15 protein-coding genes are annotated in these 17819 nt (G+C 76.1%); 6 read left to right on the top strand and 9 right to left on the bottom strand.

The features are described 5' to 3' along the window. Window positions 1–7: 7 nt before the first annotated feature. A complete protein-coding gene (locus MY526_RS04305; protein ID WP_436703315.1) occupies window positions 8–610 on the bottom strand; it encodes a TMEM165/GDT1 family protein in 603 nt (200 codons plus the stop codon). Between the two features lie 206 nt (window positions 611–816). Here MY526_RS04305 and MY526_RS04310 point away from each other — a divergent pair, with 206 nt between their 5' ends. Continuing rightward, window positions 817–1908: an MFS transporter gene (locus MY526_RS04310; RefSeq protein WP_436691069.1), complete on the top strand. Its 1092-nt coding sequence runs from the start codon at window positions 817–819 to the stop codon at window positions 1906–1908. Here MY526_RS04310 and larC read toward each other — a convergent pair. The 3 genes from larC to MY526_RS04325 form a co-directional block, all read right to left on the bottom strand. Further along, entirely contained in the window at window positions 1893–3071 is a 1179-nt protein-coding gene (larC, locus tag MY526_RS04315; protein WP_436691067.1) for a nickel pincer cofactor biosynthesis protein LarC, read from the bottom strand. The genes MY526_RS04310 and larC overlap by 16 nt on opposite strands. A 104-nt stretch (window positions 3072–3175) precedes the next feature. After that, window positions 3176–5932: a diguanylate cyclase domain-containing protein gene (locus MY526_RS04320; RefSeq protein WP_436691065.1), complete on the bottom strand. Its 2757-nt coding sequence runs from the start codon at window positions 5930–5932 to the stop codon at window positions 3176–3178. Window positions 5933–6045: 113 nt separating this feature from the next. Further along, entirely contained in the window at window positions 6046–7713 is a 1668-nt protein-coding gene (locus MY526_RS04325) for a diguanylate cyclase (RefSeq protein WP_436703316.1), read from the bottom strand. 99 nt (window positions 7714–7812) lie between these two features. Here MY526_RS04325 and pheA point away from each other — a divergent pair, with 99 nt between their 5' ends. After that, on the top strand, window positions 7813–8748 hold the full coding sequence (gene pheA / locus MY526_RS04330) for a prephenate dehydratase (RefSeq protein ID WP_436691061.1): 936 nt from the start codon (window positions 7813–7815) through the stop codon (window positions 8746–8748). Between the two features lie 96 nt (window positions 8749–8844). On the opposite strand, the gene MY526_RS04335 is transcribed toward pheA, so the two are convergent. Further along, window positions 8845–9735: a ketopantoate reductase family protein gene (locus tag MY526_RS04335; protein ID WP_436691059.1), complete on the bottom strand. Its 891-nt coding sequence runs from the start codon at window positions 9733–9735 to the stop codon at window positions 8845–8847. Between the two features lie 15 nt (window positions 9736–9750). Then, on the bottom strand, window positions 9751–11895 hold the full coding sequence (locus tag MY526_RS04340; protein ID WP_436703317.1) for an MMPL family transporter: 2145 nt from the start codon (window positions 11893–11895) through the stop codon (window positions 9751–9753). A gap of 81 nt (window positions 11896–11976) precedes the next feature. On the opposite strand from MY526_RS04340, the gene MY526_RS04345 reads away from it, so the two are divergent. Then, entirely contained in the window at window positions 11977–12444 is a 468-nt protein-coding gene (locus MY526_RS04345) for a MarR family winged helix-turn-helix transcriptional regulator (RefSeq protein WP_436703318.1), read from the top strand. A gap of 6 nt (window positions 12445–12450) precedes the next feature. Here MY526_RS04345 and MY526_RS04350 read toward each other — a convergent pair whose 3' ends face one another. The 3 genes from MY526_RS04350 to MY526_RS04360 form a co-directional block, all read right to left on the bottom strand. Then, window positions 12451–12780 (bottom strand): GroES family chaperonin, encoded by a 330-nt coding sequence (locus MY526_RS04350; RefSeq protein ID WP_436691053.1) that lies wholly within the window; start codon window positions 12778–12780, stop codon window positions 12451–12453. An 89-nt stretch (window positions 12781–12869) separates the two neighbouring features. Next, complete coding sequence (locus MY526_RS04355; RefSeq protein ID WP_436691051.1) at window positions 12870–13217, bottom strand: metallopeptidase family protein; 348 nt, start codon at window positions 13215–13217, stop codon at window positions 12870–12872. Next, window positions 13214–14644, bottom strand: a complete 1431-nt coding sequence (locus MY526_RS04360; RefSeq protein WP_436703319.1) for a GuaB1 family IMP dehydrogenase-related protein — start codon at window positions 14642–14644, stop codon at window positions 13214–13216. The genes MY526_RS04355 and MY526_RS04360 overlap by 4 nt, the downstream gene beginning before the upstream one ends. A gap of 114 nt (window positions 14645–14758) precedes the next feature. Between MY526_RS04360 and serS the strand changes: the two genes are divergently transcribed. The 3 genes from serS to MY526_RS04375 are packed head-to-tail and all read left to right on the top strand — an operon-like array spanning window position 14759 to window position 17788. Continuing rightward, complete coding sequence (gene serS, locus MY526_RS04365; protein ID WP_436703320.1) at window positions 14759–16054, top strand: serine--tRNA ligase; 1296 nt, start codon at window positions 14759–14761, stop codon at window positions 16052–16054. Next, window positions 16051–16992 carry an HAD family hydrolase gene (locus MY526_RS04370; RefSeq protein ID WP_436691045.1) on the top strand — a complete coding sequence of 314 codons (942 nt, stop codon included), beginning with the start codon at window positions 16051–16053 and terminating at the stop codon, window positions 16990–16992. The genes serS and MY526_RS04370 overlap by 4 nt, the downstream gene beginning before the upstream one ends. Beyond that, window positions 16985–17788 (top strand): HAD family hydrolase, encoded by an 804-nt coding sequence (locus tag MY526_RS04375; protein WP_436691043.1) that lies wholly within the window; start codon window positions 16985–16987, stop codon window positions 17786–17788. Before MY526_RS04370 ends, MY526_RS04375 begins: the two co-directional genes overlap by 8 nt. Window positions 17789–17819 lie beyond the last annotated feature (31 nt).

The raw sequence follows: 17819 nt of genomic DNA on the forward strand, positions 1-17819 counted from the left end.
GGAGGGGTCAGCCGCTCAGCGTACGCACGGTCTCGACGACCGCCACGACGGCGAACACGAGGAACAGGAGCGCGGCCAGCCGCCTGATCAGCGCCACCGGCAGCCGGTCGGCCAGCTTCGCGCCGAGGAAGACCGCGAGCGCCGACACGGTCAGCAGGGCCGCCCAGGCGCCGGCGAAGACCGAGAACGGGTCGTCGAGCCGGGCGGCCAGGCCGGCGGTGGCCAGCTGCGAGAGGTCCCCCCACTCAGCGGCGAACAGGACGCCGAAGCTGATCGCGGCCGCCCGCAGGAACGAGGTCTGCTCGCGGGCCGCGGCGGCCTCCCCGGCGTCCTCGGGGCCGCTGGACGCGCTGCGCCACAGCAGCACCGCACCCACGAGGAAGAGCACGGCCACGACGCCGCTGACCAGCGCCTCCGGCAGCAGCGAGAGCAGGCTGCCGGCGGTGACCGCGATCGCCACCTGCAGGCCGAACGCCGTCCCGACGCCGACGAAGACCGGCAGCGGGGCGAACCGGGTGGCGAGGACCAGGCTGGCGAAGAGGGTCTTGTCGGGCAGCTCGACCGGCAGCACGAGGGCGAACGCGGTCGCGACGACCGTCAGGGACAGCACGGGCACTCTCTTCCGCTCGGCACCGCCGGGCGGGTGCGCAGTTCTCGGCTCCCACGGTAGCCGGGCGGAATCCGGGTGCGCCGGGAGGGCGCGCTCGCTACCGTCCGGCCATGCCGTTCCGTTGACGCCCGTCCCCGAACAGCTCGCCGCCCGCGGCCCGGTCCCTGACCCGGCTGGCGGTCGGCTGGGCCGCGCTGTCGGAGCTGGTGCCCTACTACCCGCTCTACGCGCTGCTCTTCCTCGACACCGGCCTGTCCGGCGCCCAGATCTCGCTGCTGTTCGCGGTGTGGTCGGTGACCGGCCTGCTCACCGAGGTGCCCGCCGGCATCCTGGCCGACCGCTGGTCCCGGCGCGGCGTCGTGGTGCTCGGTGGCGCGCTGCAGGCGGCGGGCTTCGTCGTGTGGACGGCGGCCCCCGCGGTGTGGAGCTTCGCCGTCGGCTTCGTCGTCTGGGGCGTGGCCTCCTCCCTCGTCTCGGGCGCGGCCGAGGCGCTGGTGTACGACGGCCTGGCCGCGGTGGGCGCGGAGGCGACCTACGCCCGCGTCAACGGCTGGATGACCGCCGCCGAGCTGCTGGTCCAGCTGCCGACCGCGATCGCGGCCAGCGCGCTGTTCGCCGTCGGCGGGTACGCGGCGGTCGGCTGGGCCAGCGTGGGCGTGTGCCTGGCCGCCGCCGCGCTCGCCCTGCGGTTCCCGGAGGCCCGGCACGTCGCGGCGGACGACGGCGAGGACGACGTCCCGCTGCGGCAGGGGGTCACCGAGGCGCTGCGCCGTCCGGGCCTGCGGCTGACCGTGCTCGCCGTCGCGCTGCTCGGCGGTCTGGACGCGGTCGAGGAGTACTTCCCGGTGCTCGCCGCCGACTGGGGCGTCCCCACGGCCGCCGTCCCGTTCGCGGTGCTGGCCACCGCGCTGGCCGGGGCGCTCGGCGGGGCGCTGGCCGGCCGGGCCGAGCGGCTGCCCGATCGCGCGCTCCCCGCGCTGCTGGTGGTCGCCGGGCTGCTCCTGTTCGTGGCGGCGGTCTGGGCCCGGCCGGCGGCGCTGCTCGCGCTGAGCGTCGCCTACGGCCTCTACATCGCGGTGCTCGTGGTCGGCGAGGCCCGGCTGCAGCACCGGATCACCGGACCGCACCGGGCGACGGTGACCTCGGTCGCGGGGCTGGGCGTGGAGCTGGCGTCGCTGCCGGTGTTCGCCGCGTGGGCGGTCGGCGGGCTGAGCGGGATCGCGGTCGTCGTCCTGGCCGTCGTCCCGGTGGTGGCGGCGGGCCTGCGCAGCCGCCTGCCGGCTCAGACCGACGGGTAGGCCGCCTCCGCGGCGGCGGTGGCCGCCCGCAGCACCTCCTTGACCGGCAGCCCCCGGTCGCGGGCGAGGGCGGCCACGTCCTCGTACTCCACGCTCACGTTGACCAGCCGCCCGTCGGCGACCGCGAGCTTCACCCCGACCGTGCCGTCGAGCACCGCCACCACCGCGCTGGTCCGCTCCAGCGCCACCTTGCCCACCGGCGTCACGCGCAGCCCGATCGTCGACGTCGTCGCGAACACCGCCGCCTGCACCGCGGCCGCGGTGCCCGGCGGGCACAGCGCCGACACCGTGTGCGCGGGGCGGCCCTTCTTCATGAGGATCGGGGTCAGCCAGGCGTCCGCGGCGCCGGCGGCCAGCAGCGCCTCGATGACGCCGGGCCACAGCCGCGGGTCGAGGTCGTCGACGTTGGCCTCCAGCACGACCTGCGACGCGGGCGCGGGCTGGGCCGGCTCGCCCAGCACCAGGCGGACGACGTTGGGCAACTGCTCCGGGTCCCGCGCGCCGGCGCCGACGCCGACCCGGCTCACCCGCATCGGCGGGAGCGTCGTCCACTCGTCGACGCGGGCGGCCAGCAGCGCTGCGCCGGTGGGCGTGCACGCCTCCGCCGGCACCGGGCCGGCGTGCACCGGCACCCCGGCGAGCAGTTCGAGCACCGCGGGCGCGGGGACGGGCACCACGCCGTGCGCGCTGCGCGCCGAGCCGCTGCCCAGCGCGACCGGGGAGGCGGCGAGCCGGTCCAGGCCGAGGTGCTCGAACGCGGCCACCACCCCGACCACGTCGGCGAGCGCGTCCAGCGCACCGACCTCGTGGAAGTGCACCTCCTCCGGCGGAACGCGGTGCACCCGGCCCTCGGCGCGGGCCAGCCGCTCGAAGACGGCGAGCGCGCCGTCCCGCACCGCCGGCGCCAGGTCCGCACCGGCGAGCAGGGTGCGCACGTCGGCCCAGGTGCGGTGCTCGGTCGACGGGGGCGCGTGCACGTGCACGCGGGTGGCGCCCAGGCCGTGCCGGCTGACCTGCTCGGTCGTCAGCTCGACGGGCTCGACCGGCAGGGCGGCCACGGCGGCCGCGGGCACCTCCAGCGGCACCCCGGCGTCCACCAGCGCGCCGAGCAGCAGGTCCCCGCTGGCCCCCGCCGCCAGGTCCAGCCAGCCGATGGTGGTCACCCGGGGATCATGCCCCGCGTCCCGCCCGGGTTGATCATCGGCGGGTGGCTGCCCGACCCGCCGTAGCGCCCACGCACGCGGCGACGATCAACCGGGGACGGGGCTCAGCGGCGGGTTCTCCGGGCGATGCGGGCGGCGAACACCCCGGCGGCGTGGCCGTTGTCGATGTTGCTGACCACGACCCCCGGCGACGCCGAGTTGAGCATCGTCAGCAGCGCGCTGAAGCCGCCGAACGAGCCGGGCTGCCCGGTCGAGGTGGGGACGGCGACGATCGGGACGTCGGTCATCGCGCCGACCAGCCCGGCCAGCGAGGCGTCCAGCCCGGCGACGACGACCAGGCAGTCGACGTCGTCCAGCAGAGAGCGGTCGGTCAGCAGCGGGCGGATCCGGCTGCCACCGACGTCGTCGACCCGCACAACCTCGGTGCCGGTGACCCGCGCGGCGAACGCGGCCTCGGCGGCCACCGGCAGGTCGCCGCCGGCGCCGCAGAGCACGCCGATCCGGCCGGCCGGATCGGGCAGCGGGCCGACGGCCGCCGACATCGCCGCGGCGTCCACGGTCGTGTAGGCGTCGTGCTCGCTGGCCAGTGCGACGAGGGTCTCGGCGGTGGCGCGCACCACCACGGCGGGCCGGTCGGGGAACTCCCGGCGCGCCGCGCGGACCAGCGTCAGCACCTGCTCGGTGCTGCGGCCGGTGGCCCAGATGACGTCGGGCTCGGCCGGGGCCGGCGGGCGCACCGCGGCGGGCGCAGCGGGCTCGGCCGGGACCGAGGCCGGGACCGAGGCCGCGACGGCGGCGGCCGGCACCGGACCGAGGGCGGGCTCGGCCGGGCTGCCCAGCCCGAGCGGCGGGTCGGCGGGCTCGACGAGGAGGGGAGCGAAACCGCCGGGGTCGCCGGCCGGGTCGTCCAGCGGGGAAGGCTGCACGGCAACGACCCTAGGGGCGACGACGGCGCCGTCCCGGGACGCGACGGCACCCGTGTCGTCCCCACCGGACCCGTCCGTCACAGCCGTCGCAGGCCGCTTCGGCGGGCCGAACAGCGCGTCCAGCGGGCTGCTCCCGGCGCGGGTCTGGGTGACCGCCGACAGCCGGACGACGCGGTTGCGGCCGCTGCGCTTGGCGTCGTAGAGCACCCCGTCCGCGGCGGCGAACAGGGTGCGCCGGTCGTCGCCCCGGGTGGCCGAGGCGATGCCCACGCTGATCGTCACGGGCAGGTCGACCCCGAGCCCGGCCCAGTCGTGCTCGGCGACCGCGCGCCGGGTGCGCTCCAGCGCCCGCTCGGCCTGCTCGGCGGTGGTGTCGGGCAGCAGGATGACGAACTCGTCGCCGGCCCAGCGGCACACCTCGTCGGTGTCGCGGACCCCGGCGATGAGCAGCTCGGCGACCGTGCGCAGGACGGCGTCGCCGGTGGGGTGCCCGGCGGTGTCGTTGACCTCCTTGAAGCGGTCGACGTCGACCACCGCCAGCGCGGGCGCCGCGCCGGAGGAGAGCAGCCCGTCCAGCCGCGCCTCCGCGTAGCGCCGGTTGGGCAGGTGGGTGAGCGGGTCCTCGTAGGCCTGCCGGCGCAGCTGGCCGGCGGCGCGCTCGGTCTCCAGCAGGCTCTTGCGCCGGCCGAACAGCTCCACCCAGCGGGTGCGCCGCTCGTCGACGCGGTCGAGCTCGTCGGCGAGGTAGGCCTGCAGGTAGGGGAGCGCCCGGCCGGCGTCGTCCAGCTCCGAGTGCAGGGTGCACAGCTCGCGCAGCGCGGCGCGGCGCAACCGGGGCAGGCCGTGCTCGGTGGCGACCGCCAGGGCGGTGGCCAGCTGCTCGTCGGCGCCACGGCCGTCGCCCTGGCGGCGCAGCGCGCGGCCGAGGGCCAGCAGCGCGGCGGCGAGCAGCATCCCGTCGCCGGACTCCGAGGTGACCCGGACGGCGGCGCGCAGCGGCCCGGCGGCCGCGGTGTGCTGGCCCAGCCCCACGAGCGCCCACCCGTGCACCACCTGGGCGGCCACGACGGCCGTGGGGGCCTCCGGGGAGAGCAGGGCCAGCGCGTGCTCGGCCAGCTGGCGGGCCTCGGCGAAGTGCGGCAGCGCCGACTCCGGGACGCCGTCGTCGAGCAGCCCCTCACCCAGCTCGGCGCACAGCTCACCGAGGTGGGTCGCCGTGCCGGCGACGATCAGGTCGGGGGCCTCGTCCTCGTCGGTCAGGGCACCGGGGGTCGCGGCGGCGGCCACGGCGGTCTCGTGGGCGCGGCGCTGGTAGTCCAGCGCCAGCGGCATGAGCTCGAGGTCGGCGAGCACGCCGGCGAGCGTGCCGAGGGTGTCGACCAGCAGCGTCGACGGCGGCAGCCCCGGGTCGAGCAGGCTGGCCGCCTCGACCGCCTCGTCCATCGCGGCGTCGATGCGGCGGGAGAGCAGCTCGATGCGGGCGTGGCGGGCCAGGCCCGCGGCGCGCTGCAGGTCGTCGTCGGTGGCGTCGAAGGCGGCCTTGGCCGAGCGCACCAGCGCGATCGCCAGCGCCGCTCGCGAGGCAGACTCCGAGCGCGGGTCGCCGTCCTCGGCTCCGGGTACCGAGCCGTCGAGGAGCCCGGCGACCCCGGCGTGCAGGTCGAGGGCCGGCGGGGAGCCGGTGCCGTGCGGGGGTTCCACCGGGTCGCCGACCAGGGTGAAGCCGGCCTTGCGCAGCCGGCGCACCAGCAGCTCGGCGCGCAGCGTGTCGGCCCAGGCCCGGCCGAGGCCCGCGGGAGCGTCCTCGCCGGTGCCGGCGGGCCGAGCGTAGGGCGAGGGGTCGTTCTCGACGTCGGCGAGCAGTTCCTCGGCGTCGTCGAGCTGCCAGTTGGCCAGAGCAGAGGTCACCCGTTGGTGCAGGGCTCCGGGTGGCACGAGCGCACTGTGCACGGCGTCCTGGTCGGTGTCGAGCACCGGACCGGAGGCGCGCCGCAGGGTGTGATCGGGGTCGTCCGTTTCGTCACAGCCGTCCCATCCGGCCGGCCGCATCACGGCGCCGCTCCCTTCGCGGACGACTCGCTCGCGCCCTCGCCGCCGGGCGCGCGGACCCGGTTGCGGCCGCCCCGCTTGGCGGAGAACAGGTACAGGTCGGCGGTGTCGAACAGCGAGCGCCAGCCGTCCGGCTCGGCGGTCGCCGGTGCGGTGGCCACCCCGATGCTCACGGTGACCGACTCGGGCAGGTGCAGGTCGCCCCAGTCGGCGTCGGCCACGGCGGCGCGCAGCCGCTCCATGGCGGCCAGCGCCTGCTGCTCGGTGGCCGTCGGGAGGACGACGAGGAACTCGTCCCCGGCCCACCGGTACACCTCGTCGCCGGTCCGGCTGTGCTCGATCAGCAGGCCGGCGACCCGGCGCAGCACCTCGTCGCCGTGCGAGTGCGACGTGTCGTCGTTGACCTCCTTGAACCGGTCGATGTCGACGACGGCCAGCGACACCGGCTCCTCGCCCAGCCGCATGCTGCCCAGCCGCCGCTCGGCGCTGCGCCGGTTGCCCAGGCCGGTGAGGGAGTCCTCCATCGCGTGCCGGCGGAGGACGGCGGCCTGCCGCTCCGCCTCCCGCAGCCGGCTGCGCCGGATGAACATCTCCGCCCACAGCTCCCGGCCGCGGGCGTGCGCCCGCCCGGTGTCGGTGCGGTAGGCCTCCAGCCAGTGCAGGGCCTCGGCGGGGCGCCCCATCGCCGCGGTGCTCTGGCCGAGCTCCAGCAGGCACTGCCGGTAGCGCCGCCGGTCGCCGGTGGCGGCGAAGGCCCCCGCGGCGTCCACCATGAGGTCGGTGGCCTCCTGGTCGTGCCCGCCGCCGGCCTCCACCTGCGCCAGCCGGGTGAGCAGCCGGGCCAGCACCAGGTCGGCGTACCCGCGCAGCCACATGCCGCCGTCGCGGTGGATCCGCCGGTGCGCCCGGCGCATCGGCCCGAGGGCGTCGTCCAGGTCGCCGTGGCAGGACATCGCCCAGGCCTGGACGACGTCGAGCAGGTCCTGCTCGCTCGGCTCGGGCTCCCAGCCCAGCTCCCGGGCGGCCTCGGCGGACTCGATCGCGGCCGCGGCCAGCTCGTGGGCGCGCTCGGCCGATCCGCGTCGGGCCAGCGTCTGGGCCAGCTCGGCGTGCTGCTGGGCGCACAGCTGGAGCAGCCGCCACTGCTCCGCCAGGCCGGGCAGCCGGGCCGCGACCCGGTTCCCCTGCAGCGCCTGCGCGACCGCCAGTTCCTCGAGGTCGAGCGCGGCGAGGGTCAGCGACAGCCAGAGGTGGGCCTGGTGCAGCTCCCGCGACGGCCCGTCCGCGGTGGGCAGCTCGGTGAGCAGGCTGGCGTCGATGGCCAGCAGCATCGCGGCGTCGAAGTGGTCGGCGGTGACCTCGACGTGGGCGAGGTAGGCCAGGGTCAGCGCGGTCCGCGGGCCGGGCCGGCAGCGGCCGAGGGCCTCCCGCGCGCCGGCCACCGCCTCCGCGGTGGCCTCCCGGTCGCCGTCGACCAGCCCGCGGCGGGCGGCCAGCGCGTGCCGCCAGGCGGTCCAGTGCGGATCGGGAGAGGCGGCGAGTGCGGCCTCGGCCCGGTCGTGCTCGGTGGTGAAGGCCGTCGGGTCGTCCCGGTCGCTGGCCGCCAGGAGCCGCCAGAGCGCCTCGTCGAGGTCGTCGTCGCGGGTGCGGTCCGGGCCCGGGGTCACGCATCCCTCCAACGGCGGTGGTCCCGGCCCGTCCGGCCCGGGATGGGCAGCTCCCCGGGGGGAGCGTCCCGCTCCGACCCGACCGCATACCCTCGTCGAATGCCTGCGAAGCCCCCGACGCGGTTCGCCTATCTCGGGCCCGAGGGTACCTTCGCCGAAGCGGCCCTGAACCGGCTCGTCGCCCCCTCGGGGGACTCCCGGCAGCCGGCGCCGAGCGTCGCCGCCGCGCTGGCCGCCGTCCGCTCCGGGGACGCCGACGCCGCCCTCGTGCCCCTGGAGAACTCGGTCGAGGGCTCCGTGCCCGCGACCATGGACGGGCTGGCCGACGGTGACCCGCTGCTCATCCGTCGCGAGGTCTTCATGCCGGTGGCGTTCGTGCTCGCCGTCCGGCCGGGCACCGCGCTGCCCGACGTCCGGTCGGTCGGGAGCCACCCGCACGCCCTCGCCCAGACCGCCCGCCGGCTGGCCGGGCTGCTGCCCGGCGTCCCCCCGCTCCCGGCGACGTCCACCGCGGAGGCCGCCCGGCAGGTGGCCGAGGGCGGTCTCGACGCCGCGGTCTGCGCCCCGATCGCCGCCGAGCGGTACGGACTGGCGGCGCTCGTCGAGGACATCGCCGACCACCCGGGCGCGGAGACCCGGTTCGTCCTGGTCAGCCCGCCCGGGCCGCTGCCCGAGCCGACCGGTGACGACAAGACCTCGCTGGTCGCGGTGGTCAGCGACCGGACCGGCGCGCTCCTGGAACTGCTGCAGGAGTTCGCCGTCCGCGGGATCAGCCTGACCCGCATCGAGTCCCGGCCGACCCGCGAGCGGCTCGGCGTCTACTCCTTCGCCCTGGACTGCGAGGGCCACGCCGCCGACGCCCGGGTGGGCGAGGCGCTGGCCGCGCTGCACCGGGTCTGCGACGACGTCCGCTTCCTCGGCTCCTATCCGCGGGCCGACGGCCGGGAGAGCAAGCCGGTGCCCGCGACGGCGACCGACCCCGCGTTCGCCGAGGCCGGCGACTGGCTGCGACGGGTGCGCGAGGGCCGCGCCTGAGTGTCAGGCGGTCAGGTGCCCCCGCCGCCGTTGATCATGGGGACGTGGCGGCTGCGCGCGGCGGGTCCGCGCGAGTTCCCGGCAACGAGCCCATGATCAACGGGGAGGTGGCGACAGCCGGGAGCGCAGCTCCGTCACGATCCGCCGGGTCACCGGGACGTCGAGGCCGTGCCGTTCGGCGGCCCGCAGCACCGCGCCGCCGATCGCCTCCAGCTCGGTCTCGGTGCCCGCGGCCGCGTCGCGCTGCATCGACGAGGTCATGCCGGCGGGCACCGTCGCCATGAACGCCAGGGTGGCGGCGGCGTCCGCCTCGGCGCCGTCGGCCCGTGCCACCGACGCGACCTCCTCGACCAGGGCCCGGAGGTCGTCGCCGCGCTGCTCCCGGACGGCGCCCAGCGGCGCGCCGAGGGCGGTGGTGAGCAGCGCGACCGGGGCGAGGAAGGACAGCTTGTCCCACAGCAGGCCGGCCTCGTCGGGGCGGACGGTGACGTCGAGCCCGGCCCCGGTGAGCGCGTCGGCCAGCACCTCCGCGCCCGGGGTGAGCTGGACGGCGGCGAGCGACCCCTCGTGCCGCACCACGCCCGGCGCCGTCCGGCTGGCCACCACGCGGATCGCGCCGGCGACGACGCGGCCGGCGGGGTAGCGCTCGCGCAGCAGGGCCATGTGCTCCAGCCCGTTGAGCAGGGGCACGAGCAGCGCCGTCCCCACCACGTCCGGGGGCAGGCGGTCCAGCGCGGCCGCCAGCTGGGTCGCCTTGGGCGTGACCAGGCAGACGTCGACCGGCTCGGTCAGCCGCTCGGCCCCGTGCGCCGGCGCGGTCAGCTCGCCGTACCGGTCGCTGACCAGCCGAAGTCCGTGCCGCTCGATGGTGGCGGCGGTCTCCGGCCGGGCCACGCAGGTGACCGCGTGCCCCTGCCGGACCAGCAGCGTGCCGAGCAGGCCGCCGACCCCGCCGGGACCCAGGACCGCGATGCGCAGCGACTCCACTCGTCCAGCCTGCCGCTAGGTGACCATCGTCGGGTGGCTGCCCTCGCCTGCGTGTCCGGCCGCCACCTCACGATGATCAACTCGGCTGGGGGCCCTCGCGAGCCGGCTCGGCCACCAGGTGCGGTCGCCCAGCACGTGCACCGCGGAGGGGACCACCAGCGACCGGACGACGAAGGTGTCGAGCAGGACGCCGAAGCCGACCAGGAACGCCAGCTGGGTCAGGAACAGCAGCGGCAGCACCGACAGCGCGCCGAACGTCGCGGCGAGCACCATCCCGGCGCTGGTGATGACCCCGCCGGTGACCGCGAGGGCCCGCAGCACGCCGTCCCGGGTGCCGTGCCGGAGCGACTCCTCCCGGGCCCGGGTCATGAGGAAGATGTTGTAGTCGATCCCCAGGGCGACGAGGAACACGAACCCGATGAGCAGGATGCCGGGGTCGCTGCCGGGGAAGCCGAACACGCTGTCGAACAGCAGCGCGGCCACGCCCACGGTCGCCGCCACGCTGAGGACCACCGTCGCCATGAGCAGCAGCGGGGCGACCAGCGCCCGCAGCAGCAGCGCCAGGACGACGGTGATGACGGCGAGCACGCTCGGCACGATGACCCGCAGGTCCCGGGCCGCGGTCTCCCGGGCGTCGAGGTTGCTGGCCGTGTCGCCGCCGACCAGCGCCGCGGTGTCGGCCGCGTCGAGGGTCGTGCGCAGCTCCTGGACGACGTCGATCGCCTCGACGCTGTCGGCCGCGACGGCGAGGGTGGCGTCGAGCCGGACCAGCCCGTCCACGACCACGGGCGGCGCGCCCGGCTGGGGCGGCCCGCCGGCCCCGGTGAACGGCACGACGGCGGCCACGCCGTCGGTGGCCGCGGCCGCCTCGGCGACCTGCGGCCAGCTCGCCTCGGGCGTGACGATCACGGTGGGGCTGCCGGAGCCGGCGTCGAAGTGGCGGGCCAGCGCCTCCTGGCCGTCGACGCCGTTCGACTCGCCCCGGATGGCGTCGGAGAAGGTGATGCCCGAGGCGTCGTAGGTCGGGGCGAACACCGCCGCCGCGACCAGCGCCAGCGTGCTGATCGCGAGCACCCGGCGCGGCCGCCGGCCGACCAGGGCGGCCACCCGCTGCCAGCCGCGGCCCTCTAGCGCGTCCACGCCGAACTGCGGGCGGAACGGCCAGAAGGCGGCCCGTCCGAGCAGCACCAGCGCCGCGGGCAGGAAGGTCAGCGCGGCGACGACCGCCAGGGTGACGCTCACCGCCGAGATCGGCCCGAGGCCGCGGTTGGACGCGAGGTCGGAGAAGAGCAGGCACAGCACCCCGAGGACGACGGTGGCCCCGGAGGCCACGATCGGCTCCCACGACCGGCGCAGCGCGGTGCGCATGGCGGTGTACTTCGACCGCTCGTGCCGCAGCTCCTCGCGGAAGCGGGCGACCAGCAGCAGGCCGTAGTCGGTGGCCGCGCCGACCACCAGGATCGCCGCGATGCCCTGGCTCTGGCCGTTGACGGTGATGGCGCCGGCGTCGGCCAGCAGGTAGGCGACCGCGTTGGCCGCGGTCAGCGCCAGCCCCGCCGTCCCGATGACGAGGAACGGCAGCAGGGGGCTGCGGTAGACGACGAGCAGGATGAGCAGGACGACGCCGAACGCGGCCGCCAGCAGCAGCCCGTCGATCCCGGCGAACCCGTTGGCGAAGTCGGCGAAGATGCCGCCCGGGCCGGTGACGAAGGAGTCGGTGCCGTCGACGGCGATGACCTCGCGCAGGTCGCCGACGACGGTCACGAGCTCGTCGCCGAGGTCCGGGGTGAGCGGCAGGACGACCTGCACCGCCTCCCCGTCCTCCGACGGGATGGGTGGTGAGGGCTGCCCGGCCAGGGCGTCGGCGTCCTCGGCCACGCCGGTCGCCGCCTCGACCCGCTCGGCGACCGTTGCCAGCGCGGCCGGGTCCAGCGGGCCGCCGGCGCTCTCCCACAGCAGGATGGCCGGGATCGCCTGGGTCGGCGCGAACTCCCGCTGGAGCTCCGCCACGCGGGTGGACTCCGCGCTGTCGGGCAGGAAGGCGGCGGTGTCGTTCTCCTGCAGCGAGGTCAGCTGCCCGCCGAGGACGGACAGCGGACCCGCGCCGCCGAGCCAGACGAGCAGGACGAGGGCGGAGAGGAGCCAGCGCAGCCGGGACATGACATCGTCTCTCGATCGGCGATAATCTCGACGATCGAGAGATTAGGCGAGTGGTGCGGGTCGGACAAACGGGGAGGCGGCATGGGCGACGACACCGGCTCGGCGCGTCAGTCGATCGCCCTCCTGCTGCGCCGGCTGACCGTGGAGCTCGACGCCGTCGGCCAGCGCTTCGCCGGGATCCACGGGCTCGGCCGGACCGACGTCCGGGCCCTGGTCACGATCATGGACGCGGCCCGCCGGGGGCAGGCCCTGACCGCGGGCGCCCTCGGCCAGGCGGTGGAGCTCAGCTCGGCGTCGGTGACCGCGCTGCTCGACCGGCTGGAGCGGGTCGGCCACGTGCGGCGGGTGCGCAGCTCCGACGACCGCCGCCGGGTGGTGCTGGAGATGTCGGACACGGCGATGGCCGCGGGCGCGGAGTTCTTCGGCGGGCTCAACCGCGACCTGGTCGCCGCGATGGACGCCTACTCGGCCGAGGAGCTGGCCGTCGTCCGCCGGTTCCTCGAGGACATGACCGAGGTGATCACCCGCCACGCCCGGGCCGGGGACTGACCGGTGTCAGAGGTACAGGCCGGTGGACTCCTCGATCCGCTCGGCCGCGACGGCGTGCACGTCCCGCTCGCGCAGGATGATCAGCTCCTCGCCGTGCACCTCGACCTCGTGCTGGTCCTCGGGGGAGAACAGGACCTGGTCGCCGACCTTCACCTGGCGGACGCTCGCGCCGACGCCCCGCGCCTCGCCCCACACCAGCCGCTTGGCCACCTGGGCGGTCGCCGGGATCAGGATGCCGCCGATGGACCGCCGCTCGCCGTCCTCCCTGCGCAGCGCGACCAGGATGCGGTCGTGGAGCATCTTGATCGGCAGCCCGCTGCCCTTCACCTCCGCCACGCCCGCTCACGTTACGCGGCGCCCCGACCCGGACTTGCGGCGCGGAGAGTCCGGCACGAACCCGGCGGTTTCCGCGGAAACCGCCGGGTTCAGCCCCAGCCGAGCTCGTGCAGGCGGTCCTCGCCGATGCCGAAGTGGTGCGCGATCTCGTGGACGACGGTGATCGTGACCTCCTCGGTGACCTCCTCGGCGGTCGAGCACATCTCGCAGATCGCCTCGCGGTAGATCATGATCCGGTCGGGCAGCGCCCCGCCGTACTCCCAGCCGCGCTCGGTCAGCGCGTAGCCCTCGTAGAGACCCAGCAGCTCCGGGTCCTCCTCGTTGCGGTCCTCGACGAGGACGACGACGTTGTCGAGCAGCGCCATGAGCTCGGCCGGCACCGCGTCGAGCGCATCGGAGACCAGCGCCTCGAAGACCTCCTGCGGGAGGGGCCTCACCAGCTGGTCGGCAGCGGCCGGCCCTCCTCGTAGCCGGCCGCGCTCTGCACCCCCAGGACGGCCCGCTCGTGCAGCTCGTCGACGGTGCGGGCGCCGGCGTAGGTGCACGACGAGCGCACCCCGGCGACGATCTGGTCGATCAGGTCCTCGACGCCGGGGCGGGCCGGGTCGAGGTACATCCGCGACGACGAGATGCCCTCCTCGAACAGCCCGGCGCGGGCCCGCTCGAAGCCGGTCTGCGTCGCCGTCCGGGCCTTGACCGCCCGGGCCGACGCCATGCCGAAGGACTCCTTGTACTGCCGGCCGGAGCCGTCGTCGTGGACGTCGCCGGCGCTCTCGTAGGTGCCGGCGAACCAGGAGCCGACCATCACGGTGGCCGCGCCCGCGGCCAGCGCCAGCGCGACGTCGCGCGGGTGCCGGACGCCGCCGTCGGCCCAGACGTGCCGGCCCAGCTCGCGGGCGGCGGCGGCGCACTCCTCGACGGCGGAGAACTGCGGCCGGCCGACGCCGGTCATCATCCGCGTGGTGCACATCGCGCCCGGCCCGACGCCGACCTTGACGACGTCCGCGCCGGCCTCGATCAGGTCCCGCGTGCCCTCGGCGGTGACCACGTTGCCGGCGACCACCGTCGCCGAGCCGGCCACCGACCGCGTCGCCCGCACCGCCTCGACGGCCTTGTCCTGGTGCCCGTGGGCGGTGTCCACCACGAGCACGTCGACGCCGGAGGCCAGCAGCGCCGCCGCCTTGCCGGCCACGTCGCCGTTGATGCCGACCGCCGCGGAGGTGAGCAGCCGGCCGCTCGCGTCCAGCGCCGGCTGGTAGAGCGCCGAGCGCAGCGCGCCCTTGCGGGTGACGACGCCGACCAGCTGGTCGCCCTCGACCACGGGGGCGGCGTTGACCCGCTCGTCGGACAGGACGTCGAAGATCTTGGGCAGGTCGGTGCCGGCGGGGACGGTGAGCGGCTCGGTCATCACCTGCGCCAGCTGGCTGAACCGGTCCACCCCCTGGCAGGCGCCGTCGGTGACGATGCCGACCGGGCGGCCGGCCTCCACGACCACCACCACCCCGTGCGCCCGCTTGTACATGAGCGAGAGCGCCTCGGCCACGGTGGACGTCGGCGTCAGCGTGATGGGGGTGTCGTAGACGGGGTGCCGCTGCTTGAGCCACGCGACGACCTCGCCGACGACGTCCACCGGGATGTCCTGCGGCAGCACCGCCAGGCCGCCACGGCGGGCGACGGTCTCGGCCATCCGCCGGCCGGAGATCGCCGTCATGTTGGCCACGACGACGGGGATGGTCGTGCCCACCCCGTCCGGCGTGGTCAGGTCGACCTCGAGCCGTGATCCGACGGTGGAGTGGTTGGGCACCATGAAGACGTCGGCGTAGGTGAGCTCGGTCGCCGGCCGGGTGCCGCCCAGGAAACGCATGACCCCATTCTCCCGCACCGGCCCACCGCGGCCAGGTCGCGCGATCTCGCCACGAGGGGGGAGTCACCTGCGCGCGCGGCGGGGCGGGTCGGCGCCGCCACCTACCATCGGGGGGTGATCGACCTGCGACTCCTGCGCGAGCACCCCGACCTCGTCACGGCCAGCCAGCGCGCCCGCGGGGCCGACGAGTCCCGGGTCGACGACCTCCTCGCCGCCGACGTCGCCCGCCGGGAGGCGGTCAAGCGGGCCGACGACCTCCGCGGGGAGCAGAAGGCCGCCTCGCAGGCGGTGAAGAAGGCCACGCCCGAGGAGCGGCCCGCCGTCCTCGAGCGGGCCAAGGCCCTCGCCGCGCAGGTCAGGGAGGCCGAGGAGGCGCTGCGCGCCGCCGACGCCGGGCTGCGCGCGGCGCACCTGCGGATCCCCAACGTCGTGCACCCCGAGGTCCCGCCCGGCGGTGAGGACGACGCGGTGACGATGCGCACCGTCGGCGAGGTACCCGCCTACGACTTCCCGGTGCGCGATCACCTGGAGATCGGCGAGGCGCTCGGCGCGATCGACATGGAGCGCGGGGCCAAGGTCTCCGGCGCCCGCTTCTACTTCCTGACCGGCCCCGGCGCGCTGCTGGAGTTCGCGCTCGCCCAGCTGGCGATCAGCCGCGCCGTCGCCGCCGGGTTCACCCCGGTCATCGCCCCCGCGCTGGTGCGGCCCGAGGCGATGGAGGGCACCGGCTTCCTCGGCGAGCACGACGAGGAGGTCTACCGCGTCGAGCGCGACGACCTCTACCTGGTCGGCACCTCGGAGGTCGCGCTGGCCGGGATGCACGCCAACGAGGTGCTCGACCTGGCCGGTGGGCCGCGGCGCTACGCCGGCTGGTCGTCCTGCTTCCGCCGCGAGGCCGGCTCCTACGGCAAGGACACCCGCGGGATCATCCGCGTGCACTGGTTCGACAAGGTCGAGATGTTCAGCTTCTGCCGGCCCGAGGAGGCGGCCGAGGAGCACCGGCGGCTGCTGGCCTGGGAGGAGGAGTTCCTGCAGGCCCTCGAGCTGCCCTACCGGGTGGTCGACATCGCCGCCGGCGACCTGGGCACGAGCGCGGCCCGCAAGTACGACATCGAGGCGTGGTTCCCCAGCCAGGGCACCTACCGCGAGCTCACCAGCACCTCGGACTGCACCACCTTCCAGGCCCGGCGGCTGAACATCCGGTACCGCGACGCGGACGGGAAGAACCAGACCGCGGCCACGCTCAACGGCACCCTGTGCGCGATCGCCCGCACCATCGCCTGCCTGCTCGAGGTGCACCAGCGCTCCGACGGCTCGGTGCACGTGCCGGCCGCGCTGCGCCCCTGGCTCGGCGGCCACGAGACCCTCACCCCCGGCATGACGCTGGCGGCGCCGGTGCCCGTCGCATGAGCGCGGACCCGCCGGCCGTGCTGCCGGCGTTCGGGGGCCACCCCGGCTCGGACGACGTCGTCGACCTGGGGGACGTCGGCACCTGGCGGCCCAAGCTGGTGGCCAGCGACCTCGACGGCACGCTGCTGACCTCCGACGGCGAGGTCAGCCCGCGCACCCGGGCGGCGCTGACCGCCTGCTGGGACGCCGGGATCCCGGTCGTCGGGGTGACCGGCCGCGGCCCGCGCCTGCTGGACAGCGTGCGCGGTGCCCTCGACGGCCGCGGCATCGCCGTCCTCGCCCAGGGCGGCTTCGTCGTCGACCTCGAGCGCGACGAGGTGCTGCGCACCGTCGGCCTCCCTCGCGCGCAGGCGACGGCGGTGATCGAGCGGATCGAGGCGGTCGCCGGCGAGCTGATCGTCGCGGTGGAGGACGCCGCCGAGCAGGCCGAGGCGCACTCCCCGCTGCGGGTGCAGCACGGCTTCGACTGGCCCTACCCGGAGCCCGCGCACCTGCTGCCGCGGCACCAGGTGCTGCCCGCCGGGGCGGTGCTCAAGGTGTTCCTGCGCTCGTCCACCCTCGGGCAGGACGAGCTGCTCGCCCGCGCCCGCCAGGTGGTCGACCCCGCCGACGCCGAGGTGACGCACGCCGGGCTCGGCTTCATCGAGGTGCTGCCGCCGGGCATCACCAAGGCCACCGGGCTGGCGATCGCCCTCGAGCGGTACGGCGTGGGCTTCGGCGACGTCCTGGTGTTCGGCGACATGCCCAACGACCTGCCGATGCTGGCGGCGGTGCGGTCAGCCGGCGGGCGGGCGGTCGCGGTGGCCAACGCCCACCCCGACGTCCGGGCGGCGACGCCGCTGGTCACCAGCGGCCACGACGCCGACGGCGTCGCCCGCTACCTGGAGGCCCTGCTGTTCGAGGGGCGGCCGGTCGACGGGAGGCAGCCCGGTGTCTGACTGGCGGCCGAAGCTCATCGCCAGCGACATGGACGGCACGCTGCTGCGCTGGGACGACACGGTGAGCGAGGCGACGGTCGCGGAGCTGGAGCGCTGGCGCGCCGACGGCGTGCCGGTCGTGCTGGCCACCGGCCGGCCGCCGCGCTGGATGGTGCGCATCCGGGAGGTGCTGCGGCACGGCACCGCGGTGTGCTGCAACGGTGCGGTGCTGCTGGACCTCGCCGAGTTCGAGATCGTCGACGAGGACCCGCTGGAGCCCGAGGTGCTGCGCGAGGTCACCGCCGAGCTGCGGCGGCAGCAGCCCGACACCTGGTTCGCCGTCGAGTACGGGCTGGAGTTCCGTCACGAGCCGGTGTACCAGCCCCGGTGGGACGTCGACGCCCCCGGCGTGGCCGTCGCGCCGCTGGACGAGCTGGTCTCCGTGCCGGTGGCCAAGCTCCTGGCGCGCCACGAGTCGATGCCGCGGGACGAGTTCGTCGCGCTGGTGGAGTCGGTGGTGGCCGGCCGCGCGACGGTCACCAACTCCTCCAGCGACGCCCTGGCCGAGATCTCCGCGCTGGGCGTCACCAAGGCCACCGGCCTGGCGAAGGTGGCGGCCGAGCACGGCGTCGGCCCCGAGGACGTCGTCGTGTTCGGCGACATGCCCAACGACATCGCCGCCTTCGACTGGGTGCGGGAGGCCGGCGGGCGTGCGGTGGCCATGGCGCACGCCCACCCCGACCTGCTGGCCGCGGCGACCGACGTGACCGGCACGAACGACGACGACGGGGTCGCCGCCTTCCTGTCGGCTCTGTGACGGCCCGTCACCCCTGAGGAATCGGATCCTC

It is taken from the genome of Geodermatophilus sp. CPCC 205761, from assembly GCF_051383655.1.
GTDB lineage: Bacteria > Actinomycetota > Actinomycetes > Mycobacteriales > Geodermatophilaceae > Geodermatophilus.